The organism is Nitrobacter vulgaris, from assembly GCF_002028545.1.
Classification (GTDB): domain Bacteria; phylum Pseudomonadota; class Alphaproteobacteria; order Rhizobiales; family Xanthobacteraceae; genus Nitrobacter; species Nitrobacter vulgaris.
This window is the reverse complement of the sequence record NZ_MWPQ01000055.1, coordinates 34,796-61,583: the sequence shown is the minus strand read 5'-3', so window position 1 is coordinate 61,583 and position 26,788 is coordinate 34,796. Positions and strand designations below refer to the sequence as shown.

At 60.9% G+C, this 26,788-nt stretch carries 23 protein-coding genes; 13 read left to right on the top strand and 10 right to left on the bottom strand.

Going from position 1 to position 26,788, the window contains the following annotated elements; translation table 11 throughout:
- Window positions 1–99: 99 nt before the first annotated feature.
- Window positions 100–2,025, bottom strand: coding sequence for an adenylyl-sulfate kinase (gene cysC, locus B2M20_RS16040; protein ID WP_079448034.1), 1,926 nt, complete (start codon window positions 2,023–2,025; stop codon window positions 100–102).
- Between the two features lie 26 nt (window positions 2,026–2,051).
- Entirely contained in the window at window positions 2,052–2,858 is an 807-nt protein-coding gene (cysD, locus tag B2M20_RS16035; protein WP_079448033.1) for a sulfate adenylyltransferase subunit CysD, read from the bottom strand.
- A 253-nt stretch (window positions 2,859–3,111) separates the two neighbouring features.
- Between cysD and cysG the strand changes: the two genes are divergently transcribed.
- From cysG to B2M20_RS15995, 8 genes are all read left to right on the top strand, one after another.
- On the top strand, window positions 3,112–4,548 hold the full coding sequence (cysG, locus tag B2M20_RS16030) for a siroheme synthase CysG (protein WP_079448032.1): 1,437 nt from the start codon (window positions 3,112–3,114) through the stop codon (window positions 4,546–4,548).
- The gene (locus tag B2M20_RS16025; RefSeq protein WP_079448031.1) at window positions 4,545–5,309 is read left to right on the top strand and encodes a phosphoadenylyl-sulfate reductase; all 765 of its coding nucleotides are present in this window, start codon (window positions 4,545–4,547) and stop codon (window positions 5,307–5,309) included. Before cysG ends, B2M20_RS16025 begins: the two co-directional genes overlap by 4 nt.
- 128 nt (window positions 5,310–5,437) lie before the next feature.
- Window positions 5,438–6,427, top strand: a complete 990-nt coding sequence (locus B2M20_RS16020) for a sulfate ABC transporter substrate-binding protein (protein ID WP_079448131.1) — start codon at window positions 5,438–5,440, stop codon at window positions 6,425–6,427.
- A 24-nt stretch (window positions 6,428–6,451) separates the two neighbouring features.
- Window positions 6,452–7,288, top strand: coding sequence for a sulfate ABC transporter permease subunit CysT (gene cysT, locus B2M20_RS16015; protein ID WP_079448030.1), 837 nt, complete (start codon window positions 6,452–6,454; stop codon window positions 7,286–7,288).
- Between the two features lie 11 nt (window positions 7,289–7,299).
- Window positions 7,300–8,169: a sulfate ABC transporter permease subunit CysW gene (cysW, locus tag B2M20_RS16010; RefSeq protein WP_079448130.1), complete on the top strand. Its 870-nt coding sequence runs from the start codon at window positions 7,300–7,302 to the stop codon at window positions 8,167–8,169.
- Entirely contained in the window at window positions 8,159–9,208 is a 1,050-nt protein-coding gene (locus B2M20_RS16005) for a sulfate/molybdate ABC transporter ATP-binding protein (protein ID WP_079448029.1), read from the top strand. The genes cysW and B2M20_RS16005 overlap by 11 nt, the downstream gene beginning before the upstream one ends.
- 357 nt (window positions 9,209–9,565) lie before the next feature.
- A complete protein-coding gene (locus tag B2M20_RS16000) occupies window positions 9,566–10,075 on the top strand; it encodes a CAP domain-containing protein (RefSeq protein ID WP_079448028.1) in 510 nt (169 codons plus the stop codon).
- A gap of 172 nt (window positions 10,076–10,247) precedes the next feature.
- Window positions 10,248–11,036, top strand: a complete 789-nt coding sequence (locus B2M20_RS15995; RefSeq protein ID WP_079448027.1) for a 3-hydroxybutyrate dehydrogenase — start codon at window positions 10,248–10,250, stop codon at window positions 11,034–11,036.
- A gap of 76 nt (window positions 11,037–11,112) precedes the next feature.
- Here the strand turns inward: B2M20_RS15995 and B2M20_RS15990 are convergent, their stop codons facing one another.
- Both B2M20_RS15990 and B2M20_RS15985 read right to left on the bottom strand, forming a co-directional pair.
- Entirely contained in the window at window positions 11,113–12,486 is a 1,374-nt protein-coding gene (locus tag B2M20_RS15990; protein WP_087881213.1) for a flippase, read from the bottom strand.
- Window positions 12,487–12,602: 116 nt separating this feature from the next.
- A complete protein-coding gene (locus B2M20_RS15985; protein WP_079448026.1) occupies window positions 12,603–13,445 on the bottom strand; it encodes a protein-disulfide reductase DsbD domain-containing protein in 843 nt (280 codons plus the stop codon).
- Between the two features lie 139 nt (window positions 13,446–13,584).
- Between B2M20_RS15985 and B2M20_RS15980 the strand changes: the two genes are divergently transcribed.
- The gene (locus B2M20_RS15980; RefSeq protein ID WP_079448128.1) at window positions 13,585–14,235 is read left to right on the top strand and encodes a YqgE/AlgH family protein; all 651 of its coding nucleotides are present in this window, start codon (window positions 13,585–13,587) and stop codon (window positions 14,233–14,235) included.
- 44 nt (window positions 14,236–14,279) lie between these two features.
- Here B2M20_RS15980 and B2M20_RS15975 read toward each other — a convergent pair whose 3' ends face one another.
- Complete coding sequence (locus tag B2M20_RS15975; RefSeq protein WP_079448127.1) at window positions 14,280–17,156, bottom strand: EAL domain-containing protein; 2,877 nt, start codon at window positions 17,154–17,156, stop codon at window positions 14,280–14,282.
- 218 nt (window positions 17,157–17,374) lie between these two features.
- Window positions 17,375–18,373 carry an NAD(P)H-quinone oxidoreductase gene (locus tag B2M20_RS15965; RefSeq protein WP_079448024.1) on the bottom strand — a complete coding sequence of 333 codons (999 nt, stop codon included), beginning with the start codon at window positions 18,371–18,373 and terminating at the stop codon, window positions 17,375–17,377.
- Window positions 18,374–18,588: 215 nt separating this feature from the next.
- On the opposite strand from B2M20_RS15965, the gene B2M20_RS15960 reads away from it, so the two are divergent.
- Both B2M20_RS15960 and rcdA read left to right on the top strand, forming a co-directional pair.
- Complete coding sequence (locus B2M20_RS15960; protein ID WP_079448023.1) at window positions 18,589–18,777, top strand: DUF1192 domain-containing protein; 189 nt, start codon at window positions 18,589–18,591, stop codon at window positions 18,775–18,777.
- Between the two features lie 521 nt (window positions 18,778–19,298).
- Window positions 19,299–19,820: a protease adaptor protein RcdA gene (gene rcdA, locus B2M20_RS15955; protein ID WP_079448022.1), complete on the top strand. Its 522-nt coding sequence runs from the start codon at window positions 19,299–19,301 to the stop codon at window positions 19,818–19,820.
- Window positions 19,821–20,055: 235 nt separating this feature from the next.
- Here rcdA and rpmE read toward each other — a convergent pair whose 3' ends face one another.
- Window positions 20,056–20,283: a 50S ribosomal protein L31 gene (gene rpmE, locus B2M20_RS15950; protein WP_079448021.1), complete on the bottom strand. Its 228-nt coding sequence runs from the start codon at window positions 20,281–20,283 to the stop codon at window positions 20,056–20,058.
- Between the two features lie 250 nt (window positions 20,284–20,533).
- Here rpmE and B2M20_RS15945 point away from each other — a divergent pair, with 250 nt between their 5' ends.
- Complete coding sequence (locus B2M20_RS15945) at window positions 20,534–22,318, top strand: ABC transporter transmembrane domain-containing protein (RefSeq protein WP_079448126.1); 1,785 nt, start codon at window positions 20,534–20,536, stop codon at window positions 22,316–22,318.
- Window positions 22,319–22,363: 45 nt separating this feature from the next.
- Here B2M20_RS15945 and B2M20_RS15940 read toward each other — a convergent pair whose 3' ends face one another.
- The 3 genes from B2M20_RS15940 to B2M20_RS15930 are packed head-to-tail and all read right to left on the bottom strand — an operon-like array spanning window position 22,364 to window position 24,981.
- The gene (locus B2M20_RS15940; protein ID WP_079448125.1) at window positions 22,364–22,825 is read right to left on the bottom strand and encodes a GNAT family N-acetyltransferase; all 462 of its coding nucleotides are present in this window, start codon (window positions 22,823–22,825) and stop codon (window positions 22,364–22,366) included.
- Window positions 22,826–22,868: 43 nt separating this feature from the next.
- Window positions 22,869–23,897 carry a peptidoglycan -binding protein gene (locus B2M20_RS15935; RefSeq protein WP_079448020.1) on the bottom strand — a complete coding sequence of 343 codons (1,029 nt, stop codon included), beginning with the start codon at window positions 23,895–23,897 and terminating at the stop codon, window positions 22,869–22,871.
- Window positions 23,898–23,907: 10 nt separating this feature from the next.
- The gene (locus B2M20_RS15930; RefSeq protein ID WP_079448019.1) at window positions 23,908–24,981 is read right to left on the bottom strand and encodes a flagellar motor protein MotA; all 1,074 of its coding nucleotides are present in this window, start codon (window positions 24,979–24,981) and stop codon (window positions 23,908–23,910) included.
- Window positions 24,982–25,577: 596 nt separating this feature from the next.
- Here B2M20_RS15930 and B2M20_RS15920 point away from each other — a divergent pair.
- A complete protein-coding gene (locus B2M20_RS15920; RefSeq protein WP_173816039.1) occupies window positions 25,578–26,786 on the top strand; it encodes an efflux RND transporter periplasmic adaptor subunit in 1,209 nt (402 codons plus the stop codon).
- Window positions 26,787–26,788: the final 2 nt, after the last annotated feature.

Sequence of the window (26,788 nt, the reverse complement as noted above, 5' to 3'; positions counted from 1 at the left end):
TTCTTCACGCGAACTGGTATCGCTCGAAAACGCTATAGACCGAGACAAGCCGATACATAGCCGCGCAGGGTCCGCGGCTATGGCCCAGTATTCGCAGCCTCAGATGTTGGCGGCGACGTCGGTCAGTTCGTCGAACAGAACGCCGGTTCTGATCAACATCTGCTCGATCTCATCGGCGGCATCACTTACCGTGCGGGACGAGGTATCGATCGTCAGTTCCACCGTCTCCGGGGGCTGATAGTCGTTTCCGATGCCGGTGAAGCCATGCAGCACACCCGCGCGCGCCTTCGCATAGTGCCCCTTGGGATCGCGGCGCTCGCAAACGTCAGCCGGCGTTGCGACATAGACTTCGCGGAAGGTGCTGTCGGCGATGCGCCGCGCCGCGGCGCGATCCTCGCGCGATGGGGAGACCGCAGCGACGATCGCGAGGTGACCATTGCGCGCGAGATGCGTGGCGACTTCGGCGAGCCGGCGGATGTTCTCAGTGCGATCCTGCGGCGAGAAACCGAGGTCGCCGTTCAGTCCGGCGCGCAGCGTGTCGCCGTCGAGCAGGATCGGCGAGCCGCCGTCGCTGAACAACTTTCGCTCCAGCGCGCGGGCCAGCGTGGATTTACCGGAGCCCGGCAATCCCGTCAGCCAGACGACGGCGCCGTTGTGACGATAGCGGGCGGAGCGCTCGTCGGGCCGCAGCGCGGATTCCACCGGTACGATGTCGACCGGAGCCGCGCGCTGTCCTGCGTCGACGCTGAGCACCAGCCCGCCGCCGGCGATGCGGCCGTTGACCTCGATCACGAGGCGGCCGGTGCGGGGGTTGTCGACATACGGGTCGGCGGCGAGAGGCTGCGATAGCGAAATGTCGATTTCACCGACATGATTGCGCGCGATCGCCTTGGTTTCGGCGCTCGAGAGTTCGCCGGGATCGACGGCTTTCTCGATGGCCACGACGACGGCGCGCGTTTCCTTGTTGCCGAGCCGCAGCAGAATGGATGCGCCAGCTGCGAGCGGTTGCTCGTGCAGCCAGAAGATGCGTGCCCGTATCCTTCGGGTATCGCGCGGGGCCGACCCAACATGGGCAATGACATCCCCGCGCTCGACGAACAATTCGCGGTCGAGCGTGATGCCGACCGAGCGGCCGGCCCCCTGCGCACTTTTCGGACTCGAGGGCCAGCCTTCAACGCTGCGGATCTTTGCGATCTTTCCGGCCGGCATGATCACGATCTCGTCGCCCGCGGTCAGGCCGCCCGACTCGATACGCCCGGCCACGATGCGGCGATCATCGAATTTGTAGATCGCCTGAACGGGGAAGCGCAGCGCCAGTTCATCGAGCGGTCGCGCCGGGTGCAGTGCATCGATGGCCTCGACCACGGTGGGACCGCTGTACCAGCCGATCTTCGCAGTCCGCTCGGACACGCCGTCGCCGTCGCGGGCCGATATTGGAATCACGGCCGTCGGCGCGAGGCCGAGGCCGGTCAGGTGTGCCGAAATTTCGTCTCGAATGGCGCCAAAGCGTTCCGTGCTGAAATCGACTCGGTCCATCTTATTGACGACGACAGCGACCTGTTTGACGCCGAGCAGATGCAGCAAATAGCCGTGCCGCCGCGTTTGGTCGCGCACGCCTTCCAGCGCGTCGATGATGAGCACTGCGCCGTCGGCCTGTGCCGCGCCGGTGATCATGTTACGCAAAAATTCGGCATGGCCGGGAGCGTCGATCAGCACCACGTCGCGCGAGCGCGTACGGAAACGGATCTGCGTGGTATCGATGGTGATGCCCTGATCCCGCTCGGTTTGCAGGGCGTCCAGCAGGAACGACCATTCGAACGGCATACCGCGTCGGGTGCTGACCGCTTTCAGCATCTCAAGTTTGCCATCGGGCAGGCTGCCGGTCTCGTGCAGCAACCGCCCGACCAGCGTTGACTTGCCGTGATCGACGTGGCCGACAATGACGATGCGGACCTGGGGGCGGGTCGTGCCGTTGGGCGTCGAGAGGGCAGCGTTCGACGCGAGGTTAGGTGCGATCATGTTCATTGGAAAAGCGCTCGATTCGATTCAGATCAGAGATAGCCGGCGACACGAAGCCGTTCGAAAGCGTCTTCGGTCTCGTGGTCAAGCGCGCGCCCGGCGCGTTCGGGAATCTTGGTGCCCTCGAGTTCGATCAGAATCTCGTCGATGCTCGATGCGGTCGAAGGGACGGGAAAGGTGATGTCGGCGTCGCCGAGCGAACGATAGCGTTTGCCCTCCTTCGCCAGATAGAGCGGAATGATCGGGATGTTCTCGCGTTTGGTGTAGGCCCAAATATCCGCCTCGGTCCAGTGCAGGATCGGATGGATCCGCAAATGCGCGCCGGGAGGCGGCGAGGCATTGAACTGATCCCAGAATTCGGGCGGTTGGTCGCGTACATCCCATCCGCCTTCGGTGCCGCGTGGCGAAAACACCCGTTCCTTGGCGCGGGTCGCTTCCTCATCGCGGCGGATGCCGGCGATCAGTCCGTCGAAGCCATATTTGTTGAGCGCGAGTTTCAGCCCCTCGGTCTTGCGCGCCGCGGAGCGAGCGGCAGGCGGCAAGGTCGGATCGATCGCTTCGACCGGCGGGCAGTAATCAACCTTGAGGTCGAGGTCCCACTCCTTCGAGTAGCGATCACGAAATGCGTACATTTCGGGGAATTTCTTCTCGGTGTCCACGTGCAACGCCGGGAACGGCACCCGGCCGAAGAAGGCCTTGCGCGCCAGCCAGATCATCACGTTGGAATCCTTGCCCAGCGACCACAGCAGCGCGAGCTTTTTCAGCCGGGCAAACGCTTCCCGGAAAATGTAGATACTCTGCGCTTCAAGCGCATCAAGATGGTCCATTCCAGGCTGCATGGCCTGCTCCTTAGCTTCTTTTTTCGTCGTTCACAGTCGACGGCTGTGCCGCTGATCGTCAAAGTCAGCGGTCGCCAGAATTGCGGATTCCGGACGCTGAGAAGATGCATCTCGCCCGGGTGGTGTTTTGAAGTAGGAAATTCTATACTTAGGTCTTCGCATAGAAGAAATAATTTTCTGTTTTGTGATCTTGTCAGATACATAAATAGAAAATAATTTCAGTCAACCCTATCCAGGGAGTAGAGAACACCAGATGAAGTTCCTCCCGATCTTTCTCGATCCCAGTGCCGGTCCGATCCTTTTGGTCGGAGCGGGCGACCTGGTTCGGGCCAGGTTGCGCCTGTTGCTTGCGGCGGGAGCGCATGTGCGCTGGCACGCCACCGACGGTGACTTCGCGGTTCCCGGTCTTGACGCGGCTGCCGCTTCGCGGATCGAGAGAGGGGAAGTCGATCCGCGCACGGTTGATCTTAGCGGCATCGTCGCGGTGTTCTGCGCGAGCGCCGGGGAGATCGGCGAGCACGTCGCTGCGCGTGCGCGGTCGGCCGGTGTGCCCGTCAATGTGATGGACGATCCTGCGCATTCGAGTTTCATCGTTCCTGCGATCGTGGATCGCGGCGACGTGGTGGCGGCGATCGGCACCGGCGGCGCATCACCCGTGGTGGCGCGGCGTGTGCGCGAACGTATCGAAGCAGCCTTGCCGGCGCGTATAGGCGACCTGGCGGCTATGATTGGGCGCTGGCGCAGGTCAATTCATGACCACATTCCCGACCTCCCGTTGCGTCGTCGCTTTTGGGAGCGCGTGATCGACGGCCCGATCGGCGAGGCGATTCTTGCCGGCCGTTCCGATGAGGCCGAAGGCTCACTGAAGGCGATTGTCGATCCGTCTATTTATGCGGGTGCATCTGTTCCGGGCGAGATCGAAGGGCGCGTCACGCTGGTCGGCGCGGGGCCGGGCGATCCGGATCTGCTCACCATCAAGGCGCTGCGGGCGCTGCAGGATGCCGACATCGTATTTTACGACGAATTGGTCACGCCAGAGATTCTCGATCGCGCGCGCCGCGACGCGGTGCGTGTGCCGGTGGGTCGCCGCATCGGCAAACCCGGCATCGGGCAAGACGCCATCAACCGGCTGCTGATCGATGCCGCCAAATCCGGTCAGCGGGCCGTCCGCCTCAAGGGCGGCGATCCCTTCATTTTCGGCCGCGGCGGCGAAGAGGTAGAGGCGCTACGAGAGGCCGGTGTCGCCTGTTCGGTTATACCTGGAATTACGGCCGGGCTCGGCGCGGCTGCGGAATTCGAAGTGCCGCTCACCTACCGCCGAGAGGCGCTGCGCATCACCTTTCTTACCGCGCATAAGGCTCACGACGCTTCGAACGTCGACTGGTCGGCACTGACCGACCGCAAGATGACCGTCGTGGTCTATATGGGAATCACGGCGGCGGCGGCGATCCGCAGCGGGCTGCTGGAGGCCGGGCGTTCGCCCGAAACGCCGGTCGGCGTGTTCGCCCGCGCCACCCGTCCCGATGCCAAATCCGTCATCGGTATACTGGATCACCTTCCGGCGCTGGTTCGCGATGTCGAGGGTGGCCCCGCTATCCTTGTGATCGGTGACGTCGTTTCGCACTCCGCGCCGTGGCGCAATGCGAGCCAGAATTCCTCCCTCCAGACATTTCAGATGGCCGCAGAATGACTTCTCTGCTTGAACGAAAGAGCGCCGCGACGGGTGCGACAGCGCAATCTGCTCCAGCGGCAGAGATCCCCGCATTGCCTGCTGCGGCCGCGCTAAACGAGTCTTTGCGCAGCGCTTCCCCCGCGGATGTGATCAGTGTGGCGCTTCGCACGGTTGGTCGAGACAGGCTGGCGCTGGTCTCGTCGTTCGGCACCGAGTCCGCTGCGCTGCTCAAGGTGATGGCTGACGTCGATCCTGCCATTCCGGTCATCTTTCTCGATACCGGATGGCTGTTTGAAGAGACGCTGACCTATCGTGACACATTGATCGCGGCGCTCGGCCTGACAGATGTTCGCTCCATTCCGCCGTCAGAGGATGCGTTGAAAGGCGAGGACCCTGATCGCGAGTTATGGCACTCAGATCCGGATGCCTGCTGCCGGATTCGGAAAGTGGAGCCGCTTGCGCGCGCACTTCAGCCGTTCGACGCCTGGATCAACGGTCGCAAGCGGTTTCAGGGTGGCCTTCGCGCCGACATTCCATTCGTGGAAGACGACGGCGCGCGGCTCAAGTTCAATCCGTTCGCGAACGCCTCGCGCGCCGACATCGAGGCGATCTATGCATCGGCGAAACTGCCGCCGCACCCGCTTATCGCGTCGGGATTCCTCTCCGTCGGCTGCATGCCATGCACCTCGCGCGCGACCGCGAATGAAGACGCACGCGCCGGCCGCTGGCGCGGCAGAGCCAAGACGGAATGCGGCATCCACACGATGAAGACTTCGTAGAGGAATAACTCTGCACCGCCGCAAACATTGAAATGTCGTTTCGTTGACTTGAAGCTGCCCTTTGACGAGTTTCTTCATGGGTTCTGGCGCTAATGGTCGTCGCGTGAGCGGGCCTTATGGAGATGGGAATGCTTCGTCGAATCTTTATGGTTTTGGCTGGATTGATATGGGCTGGTTCTGCCTACGCGGCCGACGTGTCGTTGCTGAATGTCTCATACGATCCGACTCGAGAGCTTTATGCTGATTTCAACAAGGCGTTTGCGGCGCATTATCAAAAGGAAACCGGCAAGAGCGTCGAGATCAAGCAGTCTCATGGCGGCTCCGGAAAGCAGGCGCGCGGAGTGATCGATGGTTTGCAGGCCGATGTGGTGACCCTTGCGCTCGCCTATGACATCGATGCGGCGGCGGAGCACGGTCTGTTGGCTAAGGACTGGCAGAAGCGGTTGCCGGAGAACTCATCTCCCTATACGTCAACGATCGTTTTTCTGGTGCGTACCGGCAATCCCAAAGCTATCAAGGATTGGGGCGATCTGATCAAGCCCGGTGTCAAAGTCATTACGCCGAATCCCAAAACCTCCGGCGGCGCGCGCTGGAATTATCTCGCAGCATGGGGTTTTGCGCTGAAAAAGCTGGGCGGCGAAGACAAGGCTAAACAGTTTGTGGCCGACATTTACAAACACGTTCCGGTGCTCGATACCGGCGCGCGCGGCTCTACCGTCACCTTCGTCGAGCGCGGCGTCGGCGACGTGCTGCTGGCATGGGAGAACGAAGCCTTTCTCGCGCTGAAGGAGTTCGGAAAAGATAAATTCGAGATCGTGGTGCCGTCGATCTCCATTCTGGCGGAACCGCCGGTTGCTGTCGTGGATAAAGTGGTAGACAAGAAGGGTACACGCGCCGTTGCCGAGGCGTATCTGAAATATTGGTATACGAAGGACGCCCAGGATATCGCTGGGCGAAACTACTACCGTCCGACTGACCCGGAAATAATCCAGAAATATGCCGATGCATTCCCCAAGGTTGAACTGTTCAAGATCGACGACGTGTTCGGCGGTTGGGCCAAGGCGCAGAAGGTGCACTTCAGCGAAGGCGGCATCTTCGATCAGATCTACCAGGACTGATTCAACGGGGCGGAGCGGGACGACGTGAAAGGAGGATTGGGACGACGTCGGACGCTGCCGGGATTCGGCCTCACCATGGGGCTGACATTGACCTGGCTTTCGATCATCGTTCTGATCCCTCTTGCGGGATTGTTTCTAAAGTCATTTGAACTGAACTTTGCCCAGTTTCTCGATATCATCACCAGCCGGCGAACATTGAACGCGCTCAAGATTTCATTCGGACTCGCGTTCCTTGCCGCGCTGGTCAATCTGGTGATGGGCAGCGTCATCGTCTGGGCGCTGGTACGCTACCGGTTTCCGGGTCGCCGCATTCTCGATGCGATCGTCGACATTCCCTTTGCGTTGCCGACCGCGGTGGCCGGCATTGCGCTGACGACGCTGTTCGCGCAGAATGGCTGGCTCGGTGCACCGCTGGCCGAGCTGGGCGTCGAAGTGTCGTTTACACCCCTCGGTATTTTTGTTGCGATGGTGTTTATCGGGATTCCTTTCGTGGTGCGCACCGTGCAGCCGGTACTGATCGATCTCGATCCTGAGATCGAGGAAGCCGCTGCCAGTCTTGGCGCCAGTCGATGGCAGACAGTGTGGCGGGTTGTTCTTCCAAGCCTTGTGCCGGCACTGCTCACGGGGTTTGCGCTCGCATTCGCACGCGCGGTCGGTGAATACGGCTCAGTGATTTTCATCGCCGGTAACCTGCCGAACGTGTCGGAAATCGCGCCGCTTCTGATCGTGATCCGCCTGTCGGAATTCCGCTACGCCGACGCGACCGCGATCGCCGTGGTCATGTTGGTGGTGTCTTTCCTGGTGATCTTCGTCATCAATCGCTTGCAGCGCTGGGCTCGGTCGCAAGAGCAGGCGTACTAGAGGTGGCGTTGATGTCTGAAGCCGCGATCGCGATTCCGCTTGACCAGACCGATGCCCGCTCCGAGCCGCGCTGGGTGCGTGGACTGTTGATCGGCCTTTGTATCCTGTTTCTCACGCTGTTCATCGTGTTGCCGCTGACGATCGTGTTCGTCGAAGCGTTATCCAGGGGCGGGCGGGTGTATCTCGCGGCGCTTGTCGAGCCTGAAGCGTTATCGGCGATCAGGTTGACGTTGACGGTTGCGGCGATCTCGGTGGGTCTCAATCTGGTGTTCGGATTGATTGCCGCATGGGCCGTCGCCAAGTTCGAGTTTCCCGGAAAGACGCTGCTCATCACTTTGATCGATCTGCCGTTCTCGGTCAGCCCGGTCGTTTCCGGTCTGGTGTTCGTGCTGTTGTTCGGCGGACAGGGTTTTCTCGGACCTTGGCTACAAGATAACAACATCGAGATTCTGTTTTCGTTGCCTGGCATCGCATTGGCGACAACGTTCGTGACTTTTCCGTTCGTGTCGCGGGCGCTAATTCCGTTGATGCAGGAGCAGGGAACGGCGGAAGAAGAAGCCGCGCTATCGCTCGGCGCCTCCGGACTGCAGACTTTCTTTCGCGTTACGCTTCCGAATATCAAATGGGGCTTGCTCTATGGCGTGTTGCTCTGCAACGCGCGCGCCATGGGCGAGTTCGGTGCGGTCTCGGTGGTTTCCGGTCACATCCGGGGTGAAACCAATACGATGCCGCTGCTGGTTGAAATCCTGTATAACGAGTATCAATTCGTGGCGGCGTTCGCGGTAGCATCGTTATTGGCGTTGCTCGCATTGATCACGCTGGTTGCCAAAACGATTCTCGAAGGGCAACTCGACGAGGGACGGCAGGCGCGTGAGCATTGAGCTAAAAAATATCGTCAAGAGATTTGGCGCATTTTCCGCGCTTGGTGGTGTCGACCTGACGATCGCGGATGGGGAATTACTGGCGCTGCTTGGCCCGTCGGGTTCGGGCAAGACGACGCTGCTGCGAATTATCGCCGGGCTCGACTGGCCGGACGGTGGCTCGGTGTCATTCGACGGCGAGAACGCCCTGGCGCGCGGGGCGGGTGAGCGGCAGGTGGGCTTCGTATTTCAACACTACGCTTTGTTCCGCCATATGACGGTATTCGAAAACGTCGCGTTCGGGCTGCGGGTGCAGCCGCGCGCCGTTCGCAAGGACGAAGCCAGCATCCGCGCGCGAGTCAGGGAATTGCTCGATCTGGTGCAGCTCGACTGGCTCGCTGACCGCTACCCGAGTCAACTCTCCGGCGGCCAGCGTCAACGCATCGCACTTGCCCGAGCGCTGGCCACCCAGCCCCGCATCCTACTGCTGGACGAGCCGTTCGGTGCGCTCGATGCCAAGGTGCGGAAGGAGTTGCGCCGCTGGCTGCGCTCGTTGCACGAGGAGATTCATGTCACTTCGGTGTTCGTGACTCACGATCAGGAGGAAGCGCTCGAAGTCGCAAACCGCGTCGTGGTGATGGACAAGGGCAGGATCGAGCAGATCGGCAGGCCGGGTGAGGTTTATGACAGCCCGGCGACCGCCTTCGTCCATGGCTTTATCGGCGAATCGATTGTCTTGCCCGTCGATGTTCAGGACGGTGTGATTCGGCTTGGCGGCACACCGCTGAATATCGCAGCGGAGTGCGGTGTATCCGGGCCGTCGAAGCTGTTCGTTCGCCGCCACGATATGCAGATCAGTCCGCCCGGCTGGGGTGGCCTCGAGGGCACCGTGCGGCGGGTGCGGACCTTCGGTCCGATCCAGCGCGCCGACGTCGCATTGTCCGACGGCCAGGGCGAAACCATCATCGAGATCGATGCGCCGCGTGATCGCGAGCTTCGGGATGGCGAGGTCGTCGGATTGCGGCCCCGGCGTTATCGTATTTTCGCGGATCCGGCCTAGCGTGGTTTTGGTTCAGACCTTCATTGTCTCAGTGAGTCCATCAAGCGAACCAAAATCTGGAATCGTGCGGCCGCTTATGTCCCTTTGATCCGGCGTTCATATCAAAGATTGCCGCAAGACAGGCGAAAGCCAGTGTCGGTACGCTAAGGCTTCATTCACCTTTCAGCCACCATTGATGTGCAACACCTGCAACTGATTGGGGACTAGTGGCCCGATTCCGACATTCGCATGCTGTTTTCAGCGCGTCTTTGGCGAATGTTAAGATCGATGGACCTCTAGCAAGTATAAGCTGCTCGCGTCCTTTCGAATCCGAAGTTCGAAGGGCGCAGTGCAGAACTTCGGATTCGGGATACGAGGATGATCCGCACCTTTGCCATGCTTCTTGGCCTGCTGACCGTGGCCGGATGCGTTACGGATAAACCGCCGTCTGACGAGCAGCCGGCGTTCTATCTCGACATGGCCCATGGCGGAGCCAAGCTGGATGCCGCGGTGGCGGCCTCCATGATTTCGGGCTATCGCGCTAATAACAGCCTGGGTCCTGTGACGGTCGATCCCGAACTCATGAAGGTCGCCGAAACCCAATCGATGGTGATGGCCAAACGCAATAAAATGGATCACGACATTGCCGGCACGCTGCCCAAGCGGCTGGCGGCGGCCAACTATCCGGCAACGCTGGCGGTCGAGAATATCGGTGCCGGTTACCATACCCTCGCCGAGGCATTCTCGGGCTGGCGCGATTCGCCCCCGCATCGGGCCAACATGCTCAAGAACGGCGTCACGAAATTGGGCATCGCAGCGACCTATGCTCCGGATACCAAATACAAGGTGTTCTGGACGCTGGTATTGGCGTCCACCGACGAGCGATAACGACTGCGTGGAGCGGTGTCGCCTGCGACCCGAGCGCGAACCGACGTCACGGTGCCGCCTCAGGCGCATTAGCGTGGAGGCGCCGCGGGCCGGCTTGAGCGGTGATACTGTGAGCCCGTGATTTGATAGAAGCACCGCCGTCGATGATCCGCTGTTCCGACAGGAGAAGGCGATGACGAACTTGAAAGGCAAGACCGCGGTCGTGACCGGATCAACCAGCGGCATAGGGCTGGCCTATGCCCGCGCCTTCGCCGGCGCCGGCGCTAATGTCGTGATCAATGGGCTTGGCACTGCGGCAGAAATCGACAAGGAACGCTCCGGCATCGAGGCGGAGTTCAAGGTCAAGGCGGTCTACTCGCCTGCCGACATGACTAAGCCCGCCGAAATTGCGGGCATGATCGAACTGGGCGAAACAACCTTTGGCTCGGTCGATATCCTCGTTAACAACGCGGGCATCCAGTTCGTTGCGCCGATCGAGGACTTTCCCATCGAGAAGTGGGACGCGATCATCGCCATCAATCTGTCGTCGGCCTTCCATGCCATCCGCGCCGCCGTGCCTGGCATGAAGAAACGCGGTTGGGGTCGCATCATCAATACCGCATCGGCGCATTCGTTGGTGGCCTCGCCCTTCAAGTCGGCCTATGTGACCGCCAAGCATGGAATTGCTGGCCTTACCAAGACGGTGGCGCTTGAGCTCGCGCCGCACAGAGTCACCTGCAACTGTATTAGCCCCGGCTATGTCTGGACGCCGCTGGTCGAGAAACAAATTCCCGACACCATGAAGGCGCGCAACCTGACCAGGGAGCAGGTTCTGGACGACGTGCTGCTCGCGGCGCAACCGACCAAGCAGTTCGTCACCGTGGAGCAAGTCGCCGCGCTGGCGCTCTATCTCTGCGGCGACGATGCCGCTCAGATCACCGGAAGCAACCTGTCGATCGATGGCGGCTGGACGGCAGCGTAGGCAATCTTCTCCGCTGAACGATGGATTTGTTTCGTCCATACCCCGGAATAAATCCGGCCACGACGGGGTGACGTTTTTATACAGAGGCCCGCTTTCCAAACGCCAGCACATGCAATCCGAGTCTTCGGCGGACGATCCAGAACAGCAGGACCGTTTCGAACGCGAGCGAGATTGAAGTGGCGGCGGCGGCGCCATGGCCGCCGTAGCGCGGGACGAGCGCGAAGCACAGCGCGACGTTCATGCCGAAGGCCAGCGCATAAGCGGATGCACAGGCGTGCTGATGGCCAAGCATGTTGAGCAGCCGCTCGACCGGGCCGATGGCGGAACGGACCACGAGCCCGATCGCGGCTACGAACATGATGCTGTAGCCGGTGACGAATTGCGGACCGAATAGCCACAGCATCGGTTTGCCGAGTGCGAGCAGCAGCAACGTTGCCGCAAGCGAGGGCCAGAACGTCCATTTGATCGCATGGGCGAGGTAGGCCGCCAACCGCTCGCGGTCGCCTGCGGCATGATATTCAGTGAAGCGGTGCGCCGTTGTCGCCGACATAGCGTAGTGAATGAACGACACCAGCGCCAAGGTTTTAACGACGGCAAAGTAAACGCCGACCTCCTCCGACGAGCGAAACTGCTGCAGCACGAGTACATCGGTGTAGGACAACAGGAGATAAAAGCTCTCGACCAGCAAAATCGGCAACGAGACCGAGAGCCAGCCGCGAAAATCGTGGACCTTCGGCCCGGACGCTACGATCGTGCCCAATCTGCGATTGAGTACGATCATCTGGCCGATCATGGCAATCCAGACCGCCGCTACGCTGGCCAGCATGGCGACGGTGGCGCTGAGGTGAAATCCCAGCGCGAAAGCGCCGGCGGTGAAGCCGATAATCAGCGATTGCCGCACGATGAACTGGGGCATCAGTCCGAGCCGCATCCAATCGTGGGAACGCGCGATGCCGTCCTGGGTGTTGGCGACCACGAATGCCGGTAGCGTCAGGCAGCCGACATAAAGCGGCACGACCGTCGCCGCATCGATCCACGGCGACAGTACTCTGACCAGGGCCGCGAGCGATATCGAGACCAGCGAGGCAACGATGAATGTCATCCAGCGGCTGCCGCTCAGGAATCCGCGCAGCCGTGCATCGTCGCCGCTCGCGCGATATTCCGGAATGATCTTCTGCGCCGAGGCCGAGATGCCGAAATCCATCATGCTGCCGAGCAGCAGAACCCAGGTCCAGACATACACATAGACGCCGTAGTCGGAACCGCCCATCCACCGCGCGAGAAGGATTTGCGCCACGTATGCAAGGCCGGCGCTTATGACCCGGATGATGAAGATCGTGCCGGCGAGCCGCTTGGTCAGCGAAGCCTCGTTCGAACCTCCCATTATTGCGCGCAATCGTCCGGTCAGTAAGGGCGATCGCTTCGCAGGGGCGGGTTGGGTGTCCGTCATGGCCACGGCGAAATCCTCGGCGCGGGAAGCGCGCCATGATCCGGACTTAAGCAACGATTCCTTAAGATTCTGTTGGGTGAAACAGATAGGCTTGCATCGCCTCTGACGGTTCGCCATCAATTCAGATTGATATTGAATTCATAGGCGCTCTTGTCGCCGACCAGAGTCAGCTTCAACGCGGCGCCTTCAGCATTCGCGTTCGCCGGTAGGCCGTCGAGCTTGAATGAAAATCGTTTCACCCCGCGCGGCGCGTGCTCGTGCCGGGTCGGGATCGGCAGCGACCAGTCCGGCGTCGGGCCTTCGACGAACAGGTTGACCTCGTCCCTGGGATTTGAGGTTGCGACATCGACGATCACCGTGGATTTCTCGTCGCGCCTGACGTCGCGAATCGTCAAGGGATTAGGGTCCCCGATCCGGGCCGGCTTTGGCACCATATCGAGCGCCGCGGCAAGCGCGCTGTCCTCTGCGCTGGCGACGCTGGCGAAAGCAAGCTCCATAGTGGCTTCGGCGGGAATGCACAGCTTGGCGCATACCGCGAAATTGACGGTTGCGCGCAGCGTGATCGGTTTCTCGGCATTGGTAGCTGCGATCCGCAACGGCAGCACGATCTGCTCCTTGTAGCCGAGCGCATGACCGCCCGCGCCGTCGGGAAATTTCGATGGCGCGGGCCACAGCACAGTCACAGCATCGACGTTGTCCGACCTTGAGAAGTCAAACCGCGGCGGCACGCCCGAGTCGCCCGGTGTCCGCCAGAAGGTTTTCCAACCCGGCTCGAGCTGAAACGCGATGCCACCGAGCAGTACCGCTCCGCTGCGCGAGCCCGCGAGCAGGCGGACGGCGGCGTGGCTGCCTTGCTGCCATGGCGAGGAATCTTGGGCCGTCGCAGGAATTGAAAGCGCACAACCCAGCAATGCGACCGCAACGCAGGGCACCGCGTAAAGAGGAACTTTGATGATCATGCAGCGTCTTTTTACAGGTTGCTCCGAAGCCAAACTATTGAATTGCTTGTGATGTGCTGTTTAGCCGTGGCGGGATGGTTGATTGACAGAATGGACGCCCAATATCAGGATGGAAGGGCAACATGAGGGTCATTTGCTGATGAATCCAGCGCGTAAAGGGCCTGGCAGGGACCGTCGTCACACCGACGATGCAGACACGGAGACTGATGACCGCAACTATCTCGACGGCCAGCTGCTGATTGCTATGCCGGTGATGGAAGATGAGCGGTTCGCACGATCCGTGATCTATGTTTGCGCGCACTCGTCCGAGGGAGCGATGGGTATTATCCTCAATCGCCCTGCCGGAAGCGTCGACTTCACTGATTTGTTGGTGCAACTCGACATCATTAAGCGAACCGACCAGATCAAGCTGCCGGAAACCGCCGAGACGATGAAAGTGATGAAAGGCGGCCCGGTCGAAACCGGCCGCGGCTTCGTTCTGCACTCGAGCGATTTCTTCATCGAAGATGCGACGCTGCCCATTGACGAGGGCATCTGCCTGACCGCGACGCTCGATATTTTGGAAGCTATTGCCAAAGGCACCGGCCCAAAACACGCGATCCTGGCGCTTGGTTATGCCGGCTGGGCGCCGGGTCAGCTGGAGACGGAAATCCAGGACAACGGATGGTTGCACTGCCCGGCTGATCAGGACCTGATCTTCGGCCACGATATCGAGGATAAATATACTCGCGCGCTGCACAAGATCGGCATCGATCCGGGCATGTTGTCGAACGAAGCCGGTCACGCCTGAGCGAGCCGAGGTTTTGCCTTTCGGGTGTTGCGCATTGGCCGATCTCAGCTTGCCGCCTCAAGCCGCTCCTGGGCCAGGAGCCGCATCGTCGCATCGGCGTCCATCGGCTCGCCGAATGCGAAGCCTTGCGCGTATTCGCAGCCCATCTGATAGAGTTCTACCGCATCAGAGTCGGTTTCAGCGCCTTCGGCGACAACGTCCATGCTGAGATCGTGCGCCATTGCGATGATCGACTTGAGAATGACAGGCCGCGTGCCCCGCGTTGTGGTGCGCACGAACGATTGGTCGATCTTGATAGTGTCGAGCGGGAAACGCTGCAGGTACGATAGCGAGGAATAGCCCGTACCGAAATCGTCAAGCGAGAGCCCGACGCCAAGTTCGCGAATTCGTTGCAGCATCTGAGCTGCATGTTCGGGATTTTCCATGACCAGCGATTCTGTCAGTTCAAGCTTCAGTGTGCCGCGCGCGATTGATGAGCGCGACAGCACAGAGCGGATGTCGTGGATCAGATCATGCCGCAGCAATTGGCGCGAAGAGACGTTGACGCTGGCGAAAATCGGTGGTTGCGACCGGATAGTGCGCTGCCAGACCGCGAGTTGGCGCGTGGTCTGGTCCATCACGAACGTCCCGAGATCGACAATCAGGCCGGCTTCCTCGGCGATAGTGATGAATTCGTCCGGCGCCATCCGCCCAAGCTTGGGGTGATCCCACCGTGCCAGCGCTTCGAAACCCGCGATCGAGCGGTCCTCCAGCCGGACGATAGGCTGGTACAGGATGGCGATCTCACGCCGTTCGATGGCGCGCCGCAACTCCGACTCGAGCGATAGCCGATCGTTTTTCCGGGCGCGCATCGCAGGTTTGTAAACGTCGATCCGATCGCCGCCGATCCGTTTGGAATGGTACATCGCAAGTTCAGCGTCCTTGATGATCTCCTCCGTCAATTGCGTCTGAGGGTCGCTCAGCGCGAGACCGATTGACGCGGTCAGGAAGATCTCGCGGTCATTGAAGGTGATCGGAGCGCGGATGGTCTTGCGGATGGTTTCGGCGAACGCGGTGATGCGGGGCGGGTCCTGCTCCGACAACACGATGAGGCCGAACTGGTCGCCGGAAAGTCGCGCCAGCGTATCCTGTGGCTTGAGGATGCGCGTCAACCGCCGTGCCAGCGTCAGCAGGATCGAATCCCCGACCGCGATACCGACGGAATCGTTGACCTGCTTGAAACGGTCGAGGTCGATTACCATCAGGGTCGGCCGCAGGCTCGGCATGGTCTTGGCGAAGGTCGCGACCGCGTTGAGACGGTCGATGAAAAGCTTGCGATTTGGAAGGCCGGTCAGGTTGTCGTGCACCGAATCGTGGAGCATCCGCTCCTCGGCTTTCCTGGTCTCGGTGACATCGGTGAGAGTTCCGACCACCCGTGAAACCTCGCCGTCGGACCCGACCACCGGGCGCGCTTTCAGTGCGAACCACATGAAGTGGCCGTCGGACATGCGCAGCCGGAAGTCCTGCACTAGCCGTCCCCGACGCTGTTCGAGTACGCTGTCTAGCGCCGCGCGGAACCGGTCCTGATCGAGCGGATGCAGTACCTCCAGCCAGGTCGCCGCCGGACCCTCGAGCGCTCCGCGTTTCAGGCCGAGCAGGCTTTCGGTCTCGGGACTGGTGAAGACCTTGTCGGCGGAGACGTCCCAGTCCCAAACCAGATCACCCGCGCCGGTCAACGCGAGAGCGCGGCGCTCGACGTCGGATACGACGCCCGAGGTGCTGCCTCCGCCAGCGAAAGCATGCTGCATTACCGTGAATCCGATCAGCATCACGATCAGCACGAGGCCGCCGAGCAGGGCGGGGCCGACGATGTCGTTGATGACTTTGCCTTCGATCGCCATTCCGGCGGCGCTGACCCAAACCACCAACAGGAACCAGGTCGGGATCAGCAATACGGCGCGATCAAAGCCGTGAACCGCGAGATAGACGATCAGTCCGAAGCCGAATATGGCGATCAGGGCGAGCGACATCCGCGCGATACCGGAGGCCACCGCCGGATCGAACAGGGCAAGCGCCACCAGAGAGCCGAGGAAAGCCAGCCAGCCAAGGGTGATATGCGAATAGCGGACGTGCCAGCGATTGAGGTTGAGATAGGCGAATAGGAATACGAGCAGCGTTGCCGCGAGAATCGCCTCGCCCGAGGCGCGCCAGACCCGTTCAGCACCGGCCGACATGTCCAGCACCTTGCCCCAGAAGCCGAAATCGACGCCGATATAAACCAGCACCGCCCAGGCAAGCGCTGCGGCTGCAGGAAACATGATGCTTCCCTTGACCACGAACAGGATGGTCAGCACCAGCGCCAGCAACCCGGAGATGCCGATGACGATGCCCTGATACAAGGTGAAGGAATTGACCTTGTCCTTGTAGGCGTCGGGCTCCCAGAGATAAAGCTGCGGCAGCTTGTCGGTGCGCAGTTCCATGACGAAAGTAATGACTGCGCCCGGATCGAGCGTGATGCGGAAGACGTCGGCGGTGGCGCTCTCCTGCCGCTCCGGACGATCACCGGTCGATGGCGTGATGGTCGCGATGCGCGATTGTCCGAGATCCGGCCAGAGCAGTCCCGAAGACACGAGGCGGTAATGCGGTGCGACGATCAAACGATCCAGTTGATCGTCGGTGTTGTTGGCAAGCGCGAAAACGACCCAGTGCTGGCCGCCTTCCCGCGCGCGCACCTCGATGCGGCGAATGATACCGTCGGTGCCGGGCGCGGTCGAGACTTGAATGCGGTCTGAGTCGCTGTGCTGATGATCGAGGATGGCGGTGAGGTCGATGGCGGGCGCGTCGCTGCGGACGCTGACGGCGTCGACTGCGCGTGCCGGCGATGCCACGACGAAAATCATGAGGGCCAGCGAAAGACACGCAAGCCACCTGATCGCACGCAATGTCATTTCCTCATGTTCAACATACAGTCCCGCCTTTTTGCGCGGGAGGAGATCGAGACCCGCGCGGAGACGATCCTGGATGTCACAGACCTGGACGTCACAGAAATGAAAGCGAACCCGTGCAAACCCGCCACCTGCTCTCGCCGAACCAGCCGACCGCGCGAGATAGATGACATAATTTCAAAAGGAATTATAGGCTCCCGCAGGTTCGCAGGAATCTAAACTGTCAACACAATTTTGCCCACATGCGCGCTGGTTTCCATCCGCCGATGAGCTTCCGCTGCCTTGTCGAGCGGGAAGCTGCTGTCGATCAGCGGCTTGATTCGTCCGTCGTGCATCAAGGGCAGCACTTTGGCTTCGATGGCGCCGACCATCAAGGCCTTGTCTGCAACCGACCGCGGCCGCAGCGTCGAACCGGTATGGTGCAGCCGCTTCATCATCAGCCTGGCGAAATTAACGGTTGCCTTCGCACCATTGAGAAATGCGATCTGCACGATGCGGCCCTCGAGCGCGGCGGCATCATAGTTCTTCTCGATGTAGTCGCCGCCGACCATATCGAGGATGAGATTGGCGCCTGCGCCGGCCGTCATCGCCTTCACCTCCGCGACGAAATCCTGGAGTTTGTAGTTGATGGCGTGATCGGCACCAAGGCTAAGACAGGCGTCTGCCTTCTCCTTTGATCCGACGGTCACGATCGTCCTTGCACCGAACGCCTTGGCGAGTTGAATCGCCATAGTGCCGATGCCCGATGAACCGCCGTGTATTAGCAACGTCTCGCCTGCTTTCAATGCGCCGCGTTCGAACACATTGTGCCACACCGTCATCAGGGTTTCCGGTGTAGCGCCGGCTTCAATCATGGAGAACCCGAGAGGGATCGGCATCGCGATCGACTCATGCGCGACGCAGTATTGTGCGTATCCGCCGCCCGAGACCAGCGACATCACTTTGTCGCCGAGTTGATACTTGCTCGCGCCTTCGCCAAGCGCAGCTATCTCGCCAGCGACTTCCAGGCCGGGCAGATCGCTGGTGCCGGGTGGTGGGGGATAGCTGCCGGAGCGCTGTAGGATATCCGGCCGGTTGACGCCGGCCACCGCGACCTTGATCAGGATTTCGTTTGTGCCGGGTGAGGGAACCGGACGAATCTCCGGCACAAGAACCTCCGGGCCACCGGGCTTGCTGATGCCGATGGCGGTCATTTGCACTGGTGGCTTATCCATGGGTCGTCACCGGGGAAAGCGCGGGAAAGACGGTCCGATGCTGACTATAGCGTTTTCAAGCGACGTGCGTACCAATTCGTGTGAGAAGCCCGTCACCGACAAACTCGTCACGGTCGGGCCTCGGATTGCATGAGAAGCGAATAAGCTCTGGACAGCCGGCCGCGAACTGGAAAAACCTGTGACGACGGGCTCTTGAGCCGCAGCGGGACGGACGCATGACCATCGATGACGACGAACCCAGGAAAAAGATCACGCATGACATCGGGCAGGATCTCTCGCTGCTTTCGGTGAACGAACTCGAGGACCGTATCGCGTTGCTGACGGCCGAGATCCAGCGCCTGCGGGCGGCTGAAGTGAAGAAGCGCGCCTCGAAGGATGCGGCTGACCGTTTTTTCAAGTCTTGAGAGATGTATTCGGTCCGGATTGGTCCGACCGGTTCCCCCGGTGCCTGCATGACCGGGGAGAGCCCTGCCCAAACTGCAAACAAAAGCTGAAGAAATTCGTTCGTTTACGATTAATTAAGCTTTCCCGACTATGACTGAAATGTCCTTCATTGGACACCGAGTGGCTTCCTGTCCACTCTGTTTGACGCCTCCCTGTTATCAACTTCAGGCCGCCGGAAACGGCGGCTCTTTTTTTGCCTGCGTCATCTTACTGCGTCATTTTGCTTGGCGTTATCCTCGCAATGTCGCCTTGAATATTAACCCTTATTAATCCTTGCCGATATCTGGCGCTGGACTCCCGCTCCGCGGCGCGCAATGATTTGTTCATCATAAGTCGGCGCGAAGAAGCCGGCAGGCGGCCAAAGGTGTATTCGAAAAATGGATACCGGCCGTCGCGATCAGGGTGTACGTAAGTTATTGATTTAATGAATTTTCTTACGGTAACCGGATTTCACTTGCGGACACTGCGTGAGGCGTGAACCATGTTCGATCCATCGGCAGGCGACAGCGGTCTTGTCCAGTTCAGCGAACATCTCGCCGGCTCTTCCGTATTCACCGCCTTGTTCCGGGAAGGCATGGATCTGGTCGAGGAAACCGCTGCCTATCTCGATGGTGATGGCCGCACCGAGGCGAAATCGCTCGAACGTTCAGTCAGCCTGACCTACGCCACCGAAAGCATGAGGCTGACCACTCGGTTGATGCAACTCGCTTCGTGGCTCTTGCTGCATCGCGCCGTGAAGGAAGGCGAGATGACGCTGGCACAGGCCAATCGCGAAAAGACCAGGGTCAAGCTGTCGGCGGCGGATCCCGGTGCGCAGGACATGATCGCAAAATTGCCGTGGCAGTTGCAGGATCTGATCGAGCGGTCGATGAATTTGCAGGCGCGGGTACGGCGCCTCGATACCACCATCCATGCGCCGCCTGTAGAGCATGGGACGGCCGGTAATCCGCTGGTGTCGCAACTCGACCGTCTCAGGGAAGCATTCGAGCGCCAGACCGGCTAACCCTACCGAGAAAGTCGCAACGGGATGGTCTCGGCCGTCGTGCCGCATGTTTTTTGAAGGCGTAGCGCGACGAGAGCGCTTCACCTCTTGATGGAACGCGATCATTTCCGATGTCATGCGAGCCGGCGGGCCGGCCAACCGATAAAAGACCCGCTAAGCGGGTCTCCTCAGAACGTCCGGATTGTTCCGGCATGATGCGCCTCGCAATGACGCGATCTCGGATTGAGTTTTAAACTCAGTCCTTCTTGAGGAAGCCCGAGAATTTTTTCTGGAACCGGGAGACGCGGCCGCCGCGGTCGAGAATCTGTTGGGAACCGCCGGTCCATGCTGGATGCGACTTGGAATCGATGTCGAGGTTCAGCGTATCGCCGTCCTTGCCCCAGGTGGAACGGGTCAGGTACTCTGTTCCGTCGGTCATCACGACCTTAATTGTATGATAATCCGGGTGAATTTCGGCTTTCATGACGTGTCCTTGCAGGGCGGATGGTTTTGGGCGGATTTGGTCCGCTCTATATCGCACCAAGGTTTGACGGACAAGCGCGCCTGTGCATTTGCCAGCGTGCGCGGGGGGGCATATTAGGTTGCCTTATCAGCAATAGCGTGGTCAGGCGATGAGTCCGGTAGAAGTGCGTGAAAATACCTCGAAATCCGCGGCCGTCACTCTGCCGCTCGACGGTCCCTCAAAGGCCGGACCCGAGCCGGTCGCACCTGTCATGGCGGATCAGGCCTCGCCGCCGGACGCCGGCGCACGCGGCGGCACTCGGTTGCGCCCGCTTCTCGCGCTCTTGCCTTATATCGCCCGCTACCGCGGTCGGGCGCTGCTTGCGCTTGTCGCCTTGGTCGTCGCCGCGCTGACGACGCTGGTCGTGCCGCTCGCAGTGCGCCGGATCATCGACTTCGGCTTCACGTCCGAAGGCGTCGCGATGATCAACAGCTACTTCACCATGATGATCGGTGTTGTCGCCGTCCTCGCCGGCGCCAGCGCGGCGCGTTATTTTTTGGTGACCACCACCGGCGAGCGCATCGTCTCCGATCTGAGGCGCGACGTGTTCGCCCACCTGATCTCGCTGTCGCCGGTGTTTTTCGACACCGCCCGCAGCGGCGAACTGGTCTCGCGGCTGACGGCCGATACAACCCAGATCAAGTCCGCGGTCGGTTCCTCGATATCGGTCGCGTTACGCAACGTCGTGCTGTTCCTCGGCGCGGCCTCGATGATGGTGATCACCAGCCCGCGCCTGTCCGGCCTGGTGCTGGCGGCTATCCCGCTGATCGTCCTGCCGCTGGTCGCATTCGGACGCTGGGTGCGCCGCCTGTCGCGGAGCGCGCAGGATAATCTCGCGGAAGCCACGGCCTATGCCTCCGAACTGGTCGGCGGAATCAGGACGGTGCAGGCCTATACCAACGAGCGGCTCGCCGATGTCCGTTTCGGCGGCGAAGTCGAGCAGGCCTATCTGGCGGCGCGCAATTCGGCGCGCGCCCGTGCCGTGCTGACCGCGATCATCATCTTCATCGTTTTCACCAGCGTGGTCCTGATCCTCTGGATCGGTTCGCGCGACGTGCTGAGTGGCGACATGACGCCGGGCCGTCTCGGCCAGTTTGTGCTGTATGCCGCGTTCGCCGCGACCGGTCTCGGCCAGCTCAGTGAAGTCTGGGGCGAGGTTGCCGCCGCCTCCGGTGCGGCCGAGCGCCTCTTCGAGTTGCTTCGCGTCAAGCCAGTGATCGCGGCGCCGCCATCACCGCGCGCTCTGCCGGCGCCGGCGCGCGGCGATGTCACGCTGGACAACGTCAGCTTCGCATATCCGTCGCGCCCGCAGGTCAAGGTGCTGGACGGTGTCTCGCTGGCCGTGAAGGCCGGTGAGAAGGTTGCCATCGTCGGCCCGTCAGGCGCAGGAAAAAGTACAATATTTCACCTGCTGCTGCGGTTCTACGATCCCGCCGCCGGCACCATCTCGTTCGATGGCGTTCCGCTGCGCACCGCCGATCCACGCGAGGTTCGTGCCCGCATCGCGCTGGTGCCGCAGGAATCGGTGATCTTTGCCGCGTCCGCCCGCGAGAATATCCGCTTCGGTCGGCCGGATGCGTCCGATGCCGAGGTCGAGCGTGCCGCCGAGCTGGCCCATGCCACGGAGTTCATCTGCCGGTTGCCCGGTGGCTTCGAGGCGCTGCTCGGCGAACGCGGCGTGACGCTGTCCGGCGGACAACGCCAGCGTATCGCCATCGCCCGCGCAATCCTGCGCGACGCGCCTCTCTTGCTGCTGGATGAGGCGACGTCGTCGCTCGACGCCGAATCGGAGACTTTGGTGCAGACCGCGCTGGAAGAACTGATGAAGCACCGCACCACGCTGGTGATCGCGCATCGTCTCGCTACCGTGCTGTCATGCGACCGGATCATGGTCATGGATCAGGGACGGATCGTGGAGCAGGGCACGCACGCCTCGCTGGTCGCCGCCAATGGACTGTATGCGCGCCTGGCGCGGCTGCAGTTCGAGGGTGTGTGACGCAATGCTGCGTCATGCCCGGCCACGGCGACTCAAATACGGGCGTCACGGTTTCCATTCCATACGGTTGACCAGCCGTCCCGACGTTGGATTGACATCGTCGCCCGCGTGGACGAATCCGTTGCGCGCGTAGAAGCGGATGGCGCGGCCGTTGTCGGAGTTGACCAGCAACGTAATTCCCGCCGGCGATAGCCGTTTCGTCTCGTCCATCAGGGCGTTTGCAATATCGCCGCCCCAGTGCTCGGGTGCGACCACGAGCTGGTCGAGATAGCCCGCCGCATCGATGGTGATGAAACCTGCCAGCTCTCCGGATTGTTCGGCAACAATGATTTCGGCGTTGGGTACAAGCTCGTTGCGCCAGCGTTCGCGCCACCACGGCACGCGTGCCGCGAAATCGATCGCGGGGTAGGTTTGTTGCCACGTCGCCTGCCACAAAGCGATCGTGGCGTCTTCGTCGGCTGGCGCGTAGGGTCTGAGTTTGAACGACTCGGTTTCTTGTTTGGGCATGATTTCCCCGACAACCGGAGTTCCACCTTTCGGGATCATACTCTTACCGCTCGGTGAGCTTCAGTTCGATACGGCGGTTGCGCTTGAAGGCGTCTTCCGTCGCGCCGGGATCGAGCGGCTGGAACTCGCCGAAGCCCGCAGCGACCAGGCGTTGCGGCGGCACGCCGAGCGATACCAGATACTGCACCACCGAGATCGCGCGCGCCGCCGACAAGTCCCAGTTCGACTTGAAGACCGGGCTATTGATGGGCCTGACGTCGGTGTGGCCGTCCACGCGCAGCACCCAGGCGATCTCGCTTGGGATCTGTTTGTCGAGATCGGTCAGCGCGCCGGCAACCTTATCGAGTTCGGATTTTCCTTCCGGCAGAAGCGTCGCCTGCGCAGTATCGAAAAAGACCTCTGACTGGAAAACAAAACGGTCGCCGACAATTCGAATATCAGGCCGGTTACCGAGAATGGCGCGCAAGCGTCCAAAAAATTCCGAGCGGTAGCGAGACAGCTCCTGCACTCGCTTTGCCAGTGCGACGTTCAGCCGTTGGCCGAGATCAGCGATGCGGTTCTGCGACTCTTTGTCTTTTTTCTCGGAGACGTCGAGTGCGTTCTCCAGCGCCGCCAGTTGTCGGCGCAGCGCGCTGATCTGTTGTGTCAGCACCTCGACCTGCGCCAGCGCGCGAGCCGAAAGCTGCTTTTCGGAATCCAGCGCCTTGTTCAATTGGCTGTTGCGGCCCGCGGCATCGTTACCCGCGCCGGCGAGGCCCTCATAAAGTCCCTTGATCCGATCGCGCTCGGCTTCGGCCGATACGAGACCCGCACGCAACTGGCTGACCTCGTCGCCGAGGCTGACCTTGCCGAGCTTTTCCAGCGACAGCAGATCGGTCAATTGAGCGATCCTGGCATTGAGTTGCTCCAGTGCCTTGTCCTTGCCCGAGACTTCCTGCGACAGGAAGAACTGCACCACCAGAAACACAGACAGCAGGAAAACGATCGCGAGCACCAGCGTCGAGAGGGCATCAACGAATCCTGGCCAGTAGTTGAATCCGCTCTCGTTCCGGCGCCCGCGTGCTAGGGCCATGATGTTTCTCTTAAGATTGTGCCCCTCCCTCCGCGGAGGAAGGCGCCGGCCGCGAAGCAGCGGTCGGGGTAAACGGGACGGTCAGTTGGTCGTCATCCGGCGGCTGTGCGAGGTACTGAAGCAGCTTTTTGATCTCGCGGTTTTGCTCGCCCTGTTCGTCCGCCCATTCGCGAACCAACTGCTGTTCGGTCCGCATATGGCTGACGAGCCCCTGAATGGCTTCTGCAAGACTCGCCATTGCGGAGGTGGTCTCATGGCCGGATCCCGTCTTCTCGACGGTGACGCGAAGCCGTTCAATCGCAGCTTTTATTTCGGCGGCCGGATCAGCCCGGGCCTCGCCGCTATATTCGCGAACGGTGGTAGCGAGCCAGTCCTCAAGGTCGGTATAGAAGCGGTTCTGCGCTTGACTGGATTGCAGATCGAGAAAGCCGAGAATCAGCGATCCGGCGAGGCCGAACAGCGACGACGAAAACGAAATGCCCATGCCGCCGAGCGGCGCAGCGAGACCTTCTTTCAGCGTCTCGAACATGGACCCGGTGTCGCCGCCGATCTTCAGGCCGTCTATCACCTTGCCGACGGAGCCGACAGTTTCGATCAAGCCCCAGAACGTGCCGAGCAGGCCCAGGAAGACCAACAGACCCATCATGTAGCGGGAGATGTCGCGGGCTTCGTCGAGCCGGGTGGCGATGGAATCGAGCAGATGCCGCATCGTCTGCTGGGAGATCGACATCCGCCCGGTGCGTTCGCCGCCGAGAATCGCGGCCATCGGAGCCAGCAGTCGCGGCCTCCGGTCAGTGGCCCGGCCCGGATTGGCGACGCGGAAATTGTTGACCCATGCGACTTCCGGATAGAGTCGGATCACCTGCCGGAATGCAAAAACGATTCCGATCGTCAGCACGCCTACGATCAGCGCGTTGAGACTGGGGTTGGCGAAGAAGGCGGAAACGGTCTGCTTGTAAAGAACGATCAGTACCAGCGCGCACAGCACAATGAACACGACCATGCGCACCAGAAATATCCGGGGCGGCGCTAGCTTGGTCGGTTCGATCTCCGGTGCGGAGCGGGGAGCGGTGCCTTGCGCCATGAGCGAACTTGCTTAACCCATCAAGGAGAGGCGAGGAAGTCGAGACAAGCCGCATTATGGCACGGTGTCGCCGGCAAAAAATAGCTCTTCCAACTATTTTGTCGTCGCTGTTTTGCAGCACCAAGAGCTTTCAATCGTTGCGTTTCTTTTGTGTCGAAGACGTCGTGCAGACTACTGTGAGGCTTAGACGCGCGTCGCGGTTTCAACTGTGCGGACCGACCCGACTCGATGAGATAGCCTTCGTTATCTCGCGGCTCGTCTGTCTCGTGCCGAAAGACATTGCTGCTCTGGTCAATCTTTGTGCTTCGCCTCGTGGCGATCAAACGACACGCTCGGAACGCACGCGCGTTACCATTTTCTTTCAATTCGAATGGAACCTGATCACGACTGTTTGAATCCGAGAAATCGGAGTGATCTCAAACCGATAGTGTCATGTGACATTGCGCCGCCAACGAATCTTATTGCGTCGCAGTCGTTCTCGTCTAACCTGCTTCAGGGGATATTGATACGGATTCGCGCATCAGGCTGCGAAGCATAGCGCTTCGCGGGCGGCGGATTCGTATTTCACTTTGCGAATACGAGGTTTCCAAGTTCCAATGCCAAGATTCAATTCACGTCTGACGTTGGTGGCTATTTTGCTCGCCGGACTGTCGCCGCTCCTTGGCGGCTGTGATGAGCCCGCTACGGCCGAAGCTTCGGTGAAAGCGGTTATCCCCGAAGTCAGCGTCGTCACGGTGGTTCCGAAACCGCATGCGATCGTTCGCGAACTGCCGGGCCGCATCTCGCCGTTACGGGTTGCAGAAGTACGCCCACGGGTTTCCGGCATTATTACCAAGCGGCTGTTTCAGCAGGGCAGCGAAGTGAAGGCGGGCGCCTCGCTGTATCAGATCGATCCGGAGCCGTTCGCGGTCGAAGTGCAGGCCGCGGAGGCGTCGCTGGCAAAGGCTAATGCCGTATTCGAGCAGGCATCGCATCATGCGAGGCGTATCGAGAAACTGACCGCCCGCCATGCCACCTCAGAGGCCGAAAACGAGAGGGCGATCGCTAACATGCGTCAGGCAGCGGCGGATGTCGCTGGCCGCAAGGCGGACTTGGCGCGAGCACGGCTCCATCTTGATTACACCACCATTCGTGCGCCGATCGACGGCGTGGTCGGCGCGGCTCAGGTGACGGAGGGTGCGCTTGTTATTCAGAACGATGCGGCAAGCCTCGCGACCGTGCAGCAACTCGACACGATTTATGCCGACTTCACCCAGTCAGTGTCGGAGCTAAATAATCTGCGTCGTGCATTCGAGACCGGCGAACTGGAGCGCATCGCACCGGGCGCTGCAAAGGTCCGCCTCGTGCTCGACGATGGAACGCTCTACCCGGTGCCCGGAAAGTTCCTGTTTTCTGAAGCTAAGGTCGATGCCTCGACCGGTCAGGTGACGCTGCGCGGCGAATTTACGAATCCGAAGCGCGAGTTGCTGCCAGGCATGTACGTTCGCGTGCTGCTGGAGCAGGGCGTCGACAGCGATGCCATCGCCGTTCCGCAACAGGCGGTGCAACGCGACGCCAGCGGCGGCAGCGAGGTCTATGTCGTCAGAGACGACGGTCGCGTCATCGTGCGTCCGATCCGGACGGCTGCCGTCCAACACGGTCACTCCATGGTGAGCCACGGGCTGAAGGCGGGCGACCGTGTTGTGGTGGAAGGCTTCCAGAAGTTCACGGCGGGCGACAAGGTCAGCGCCGTGATGTGGACGGAAGCCGATGCTTCGCGGGAGACCGGAGCGCTGGCGGGCGAGACAGCGTCCGCGCGGCGGTAACG

What these genes read in the sequence shown, in the direction of transcription:
- cysC (WP_079448034.1), bottom strand. Translation starts at nt 2,025, where the DNA reads ATGAACATGATCGCACCTAACCTCGCGTCGAACGCTGCCCTCTCGACG.
- cysD (WP_079448033.1), bottom strand. Translation starts at nt 2,858, where the DNA reads ATGCAGCCTGGAATGGACCATCTTGATGCGCTTGAAGCGCAGAGTATC.
- cysG (WP_079448032.1), top strand. Translation starts at nt 3,112, where the DNA reads ATGAAGTTCCTCCCGATCTTTCTCGATCCCAGTGCCGGTCCGATCCTT.
- B2M20_RS16025 (WP_079448031.1), top strand. Translation starts at nt 4,545, where the DNA reads ATGACTTCTCTGCTTGAACGAAAGAGCGCCGCGACGGGTGCGACAGCG.
- B2M20_RS16020 (WP_079448131.1), top strand. Translation starts at nt 5,438, where the DNA reads ATGCTTCGTCGAATCTTTATGGTTTTGGCTGGATTGATATGGGCTGGT.
- cysW (WP_079448130.1), top strand. Translation starts at nt 7,300, where the DNA reads ATGTCTGAAGCCGCGATCGCGATTCCGCTTGACCAGACCGATGCCCGC.
- B2M20_RS16000 (WP_079448028.1), top strand. Translation starts at nt 9,566, where the DNA reads ATGATCCGCACCTTTGCCATGCTTCTTGGCCTGCTGACCGTGGCCGGA.
- B2M20_RS15995 (WP_079448027.1), top strand. Translation starts at nt 10,248, where the DNA reads ATGACGAACTTGAAAGGCAAGACCGCGGTCGTGACCGGATCAACCAGC.
- B2M20_RS15990 (WP_087881213.1), bottom strand. Translation starts at nt 12,486, where the DNA reads ATGACGGACACCCAACCCGCCCCTGCGAAGCGATCGCCCTTACTGACC.
- B2M20_RS15985 (WP_079448026.1), bottom strand. Translation starts at nt 13,445, where the DNA reads ATGATCATCAAAGTTCCTCTTTACGCGGTGCCCTGCGTTGCGGTCGCA.
- B2M20_RS15980 (WP_079448128.1), top strand. Translation starts at nt 13,585, where the DNA reads ATGAATCCAGCGCGTAAAGGGCCTGGCAGGGACCGTCGTCACACCGAC.
- B2M20_RS15965 (WP_079448024.1), bottom strand. Translation starts at nt 18,373, where the DNA reads ATGGATAAGCCACCAGTGCAAATGACCGCCATCGGCATCAGCAAGCCC.
- B2M20_RS15960 (WP_079448023.1), top strand. Translation starts at nt 18,589, where the DNA reads ATGACCATCGATGACGACGAACCCAGGAAAAAGATCACGCATGACATC.
- rcdA (WP_079448022.1), top strand. Translation starts at nt 19,299, where the DNA reads ATGTTCGATCCATCGGCAGGCGACAGCGGTCTTGTCCAGTTCAGCGAA.
- rpmE (WP_079448021.1), bottom strand. Translation starts at nt 20,283, where the DNA reads ATGAAAGCCGAAATTCACCCGGATTATCATACAATTAAGGTCGTGATG.
- B2M20_RS15945 (WP_079448126.1), top strand. Translation starts at nt 20,534, where the DNA reads ATGGCGGATCAGGCCTCGCCGCCGGACGCCGGCGCACGCGGCGGCACT.
- B2M20_RS15940 (WP_079448125.1), bottom strand. Translation starts at nt 22,825, where the DNA reads ATGCCCAAACAAGAAACCGAGTCGTTCAAACTCAGACCCTACGCGCCA.
- B2M20_RS15935 (WP_079448020.1), bottom strand. Translation starts at nt 23,897, where the DNA reads ATGGCCCTAGCACGCGGGCGCCGGAACGAGAGCGGATTCAACTACTGG.
- B2M20_RS15930 (WP_079448019.1), bottom strand. Translation starts at nt 24,981, where the DNA reads ATGGCGCAAGGCACCGCTCCCCGCTCCGCACCGGAGATCGAACCGACC.
- B2M20_RS15920 (WP_173816039.1), top strand. Translation starts at nt 25,578, where the DNA reads ATGCCAAGATTCAATTCACGTCTGACGTTGGTGGCTATTTTGCTCGCC.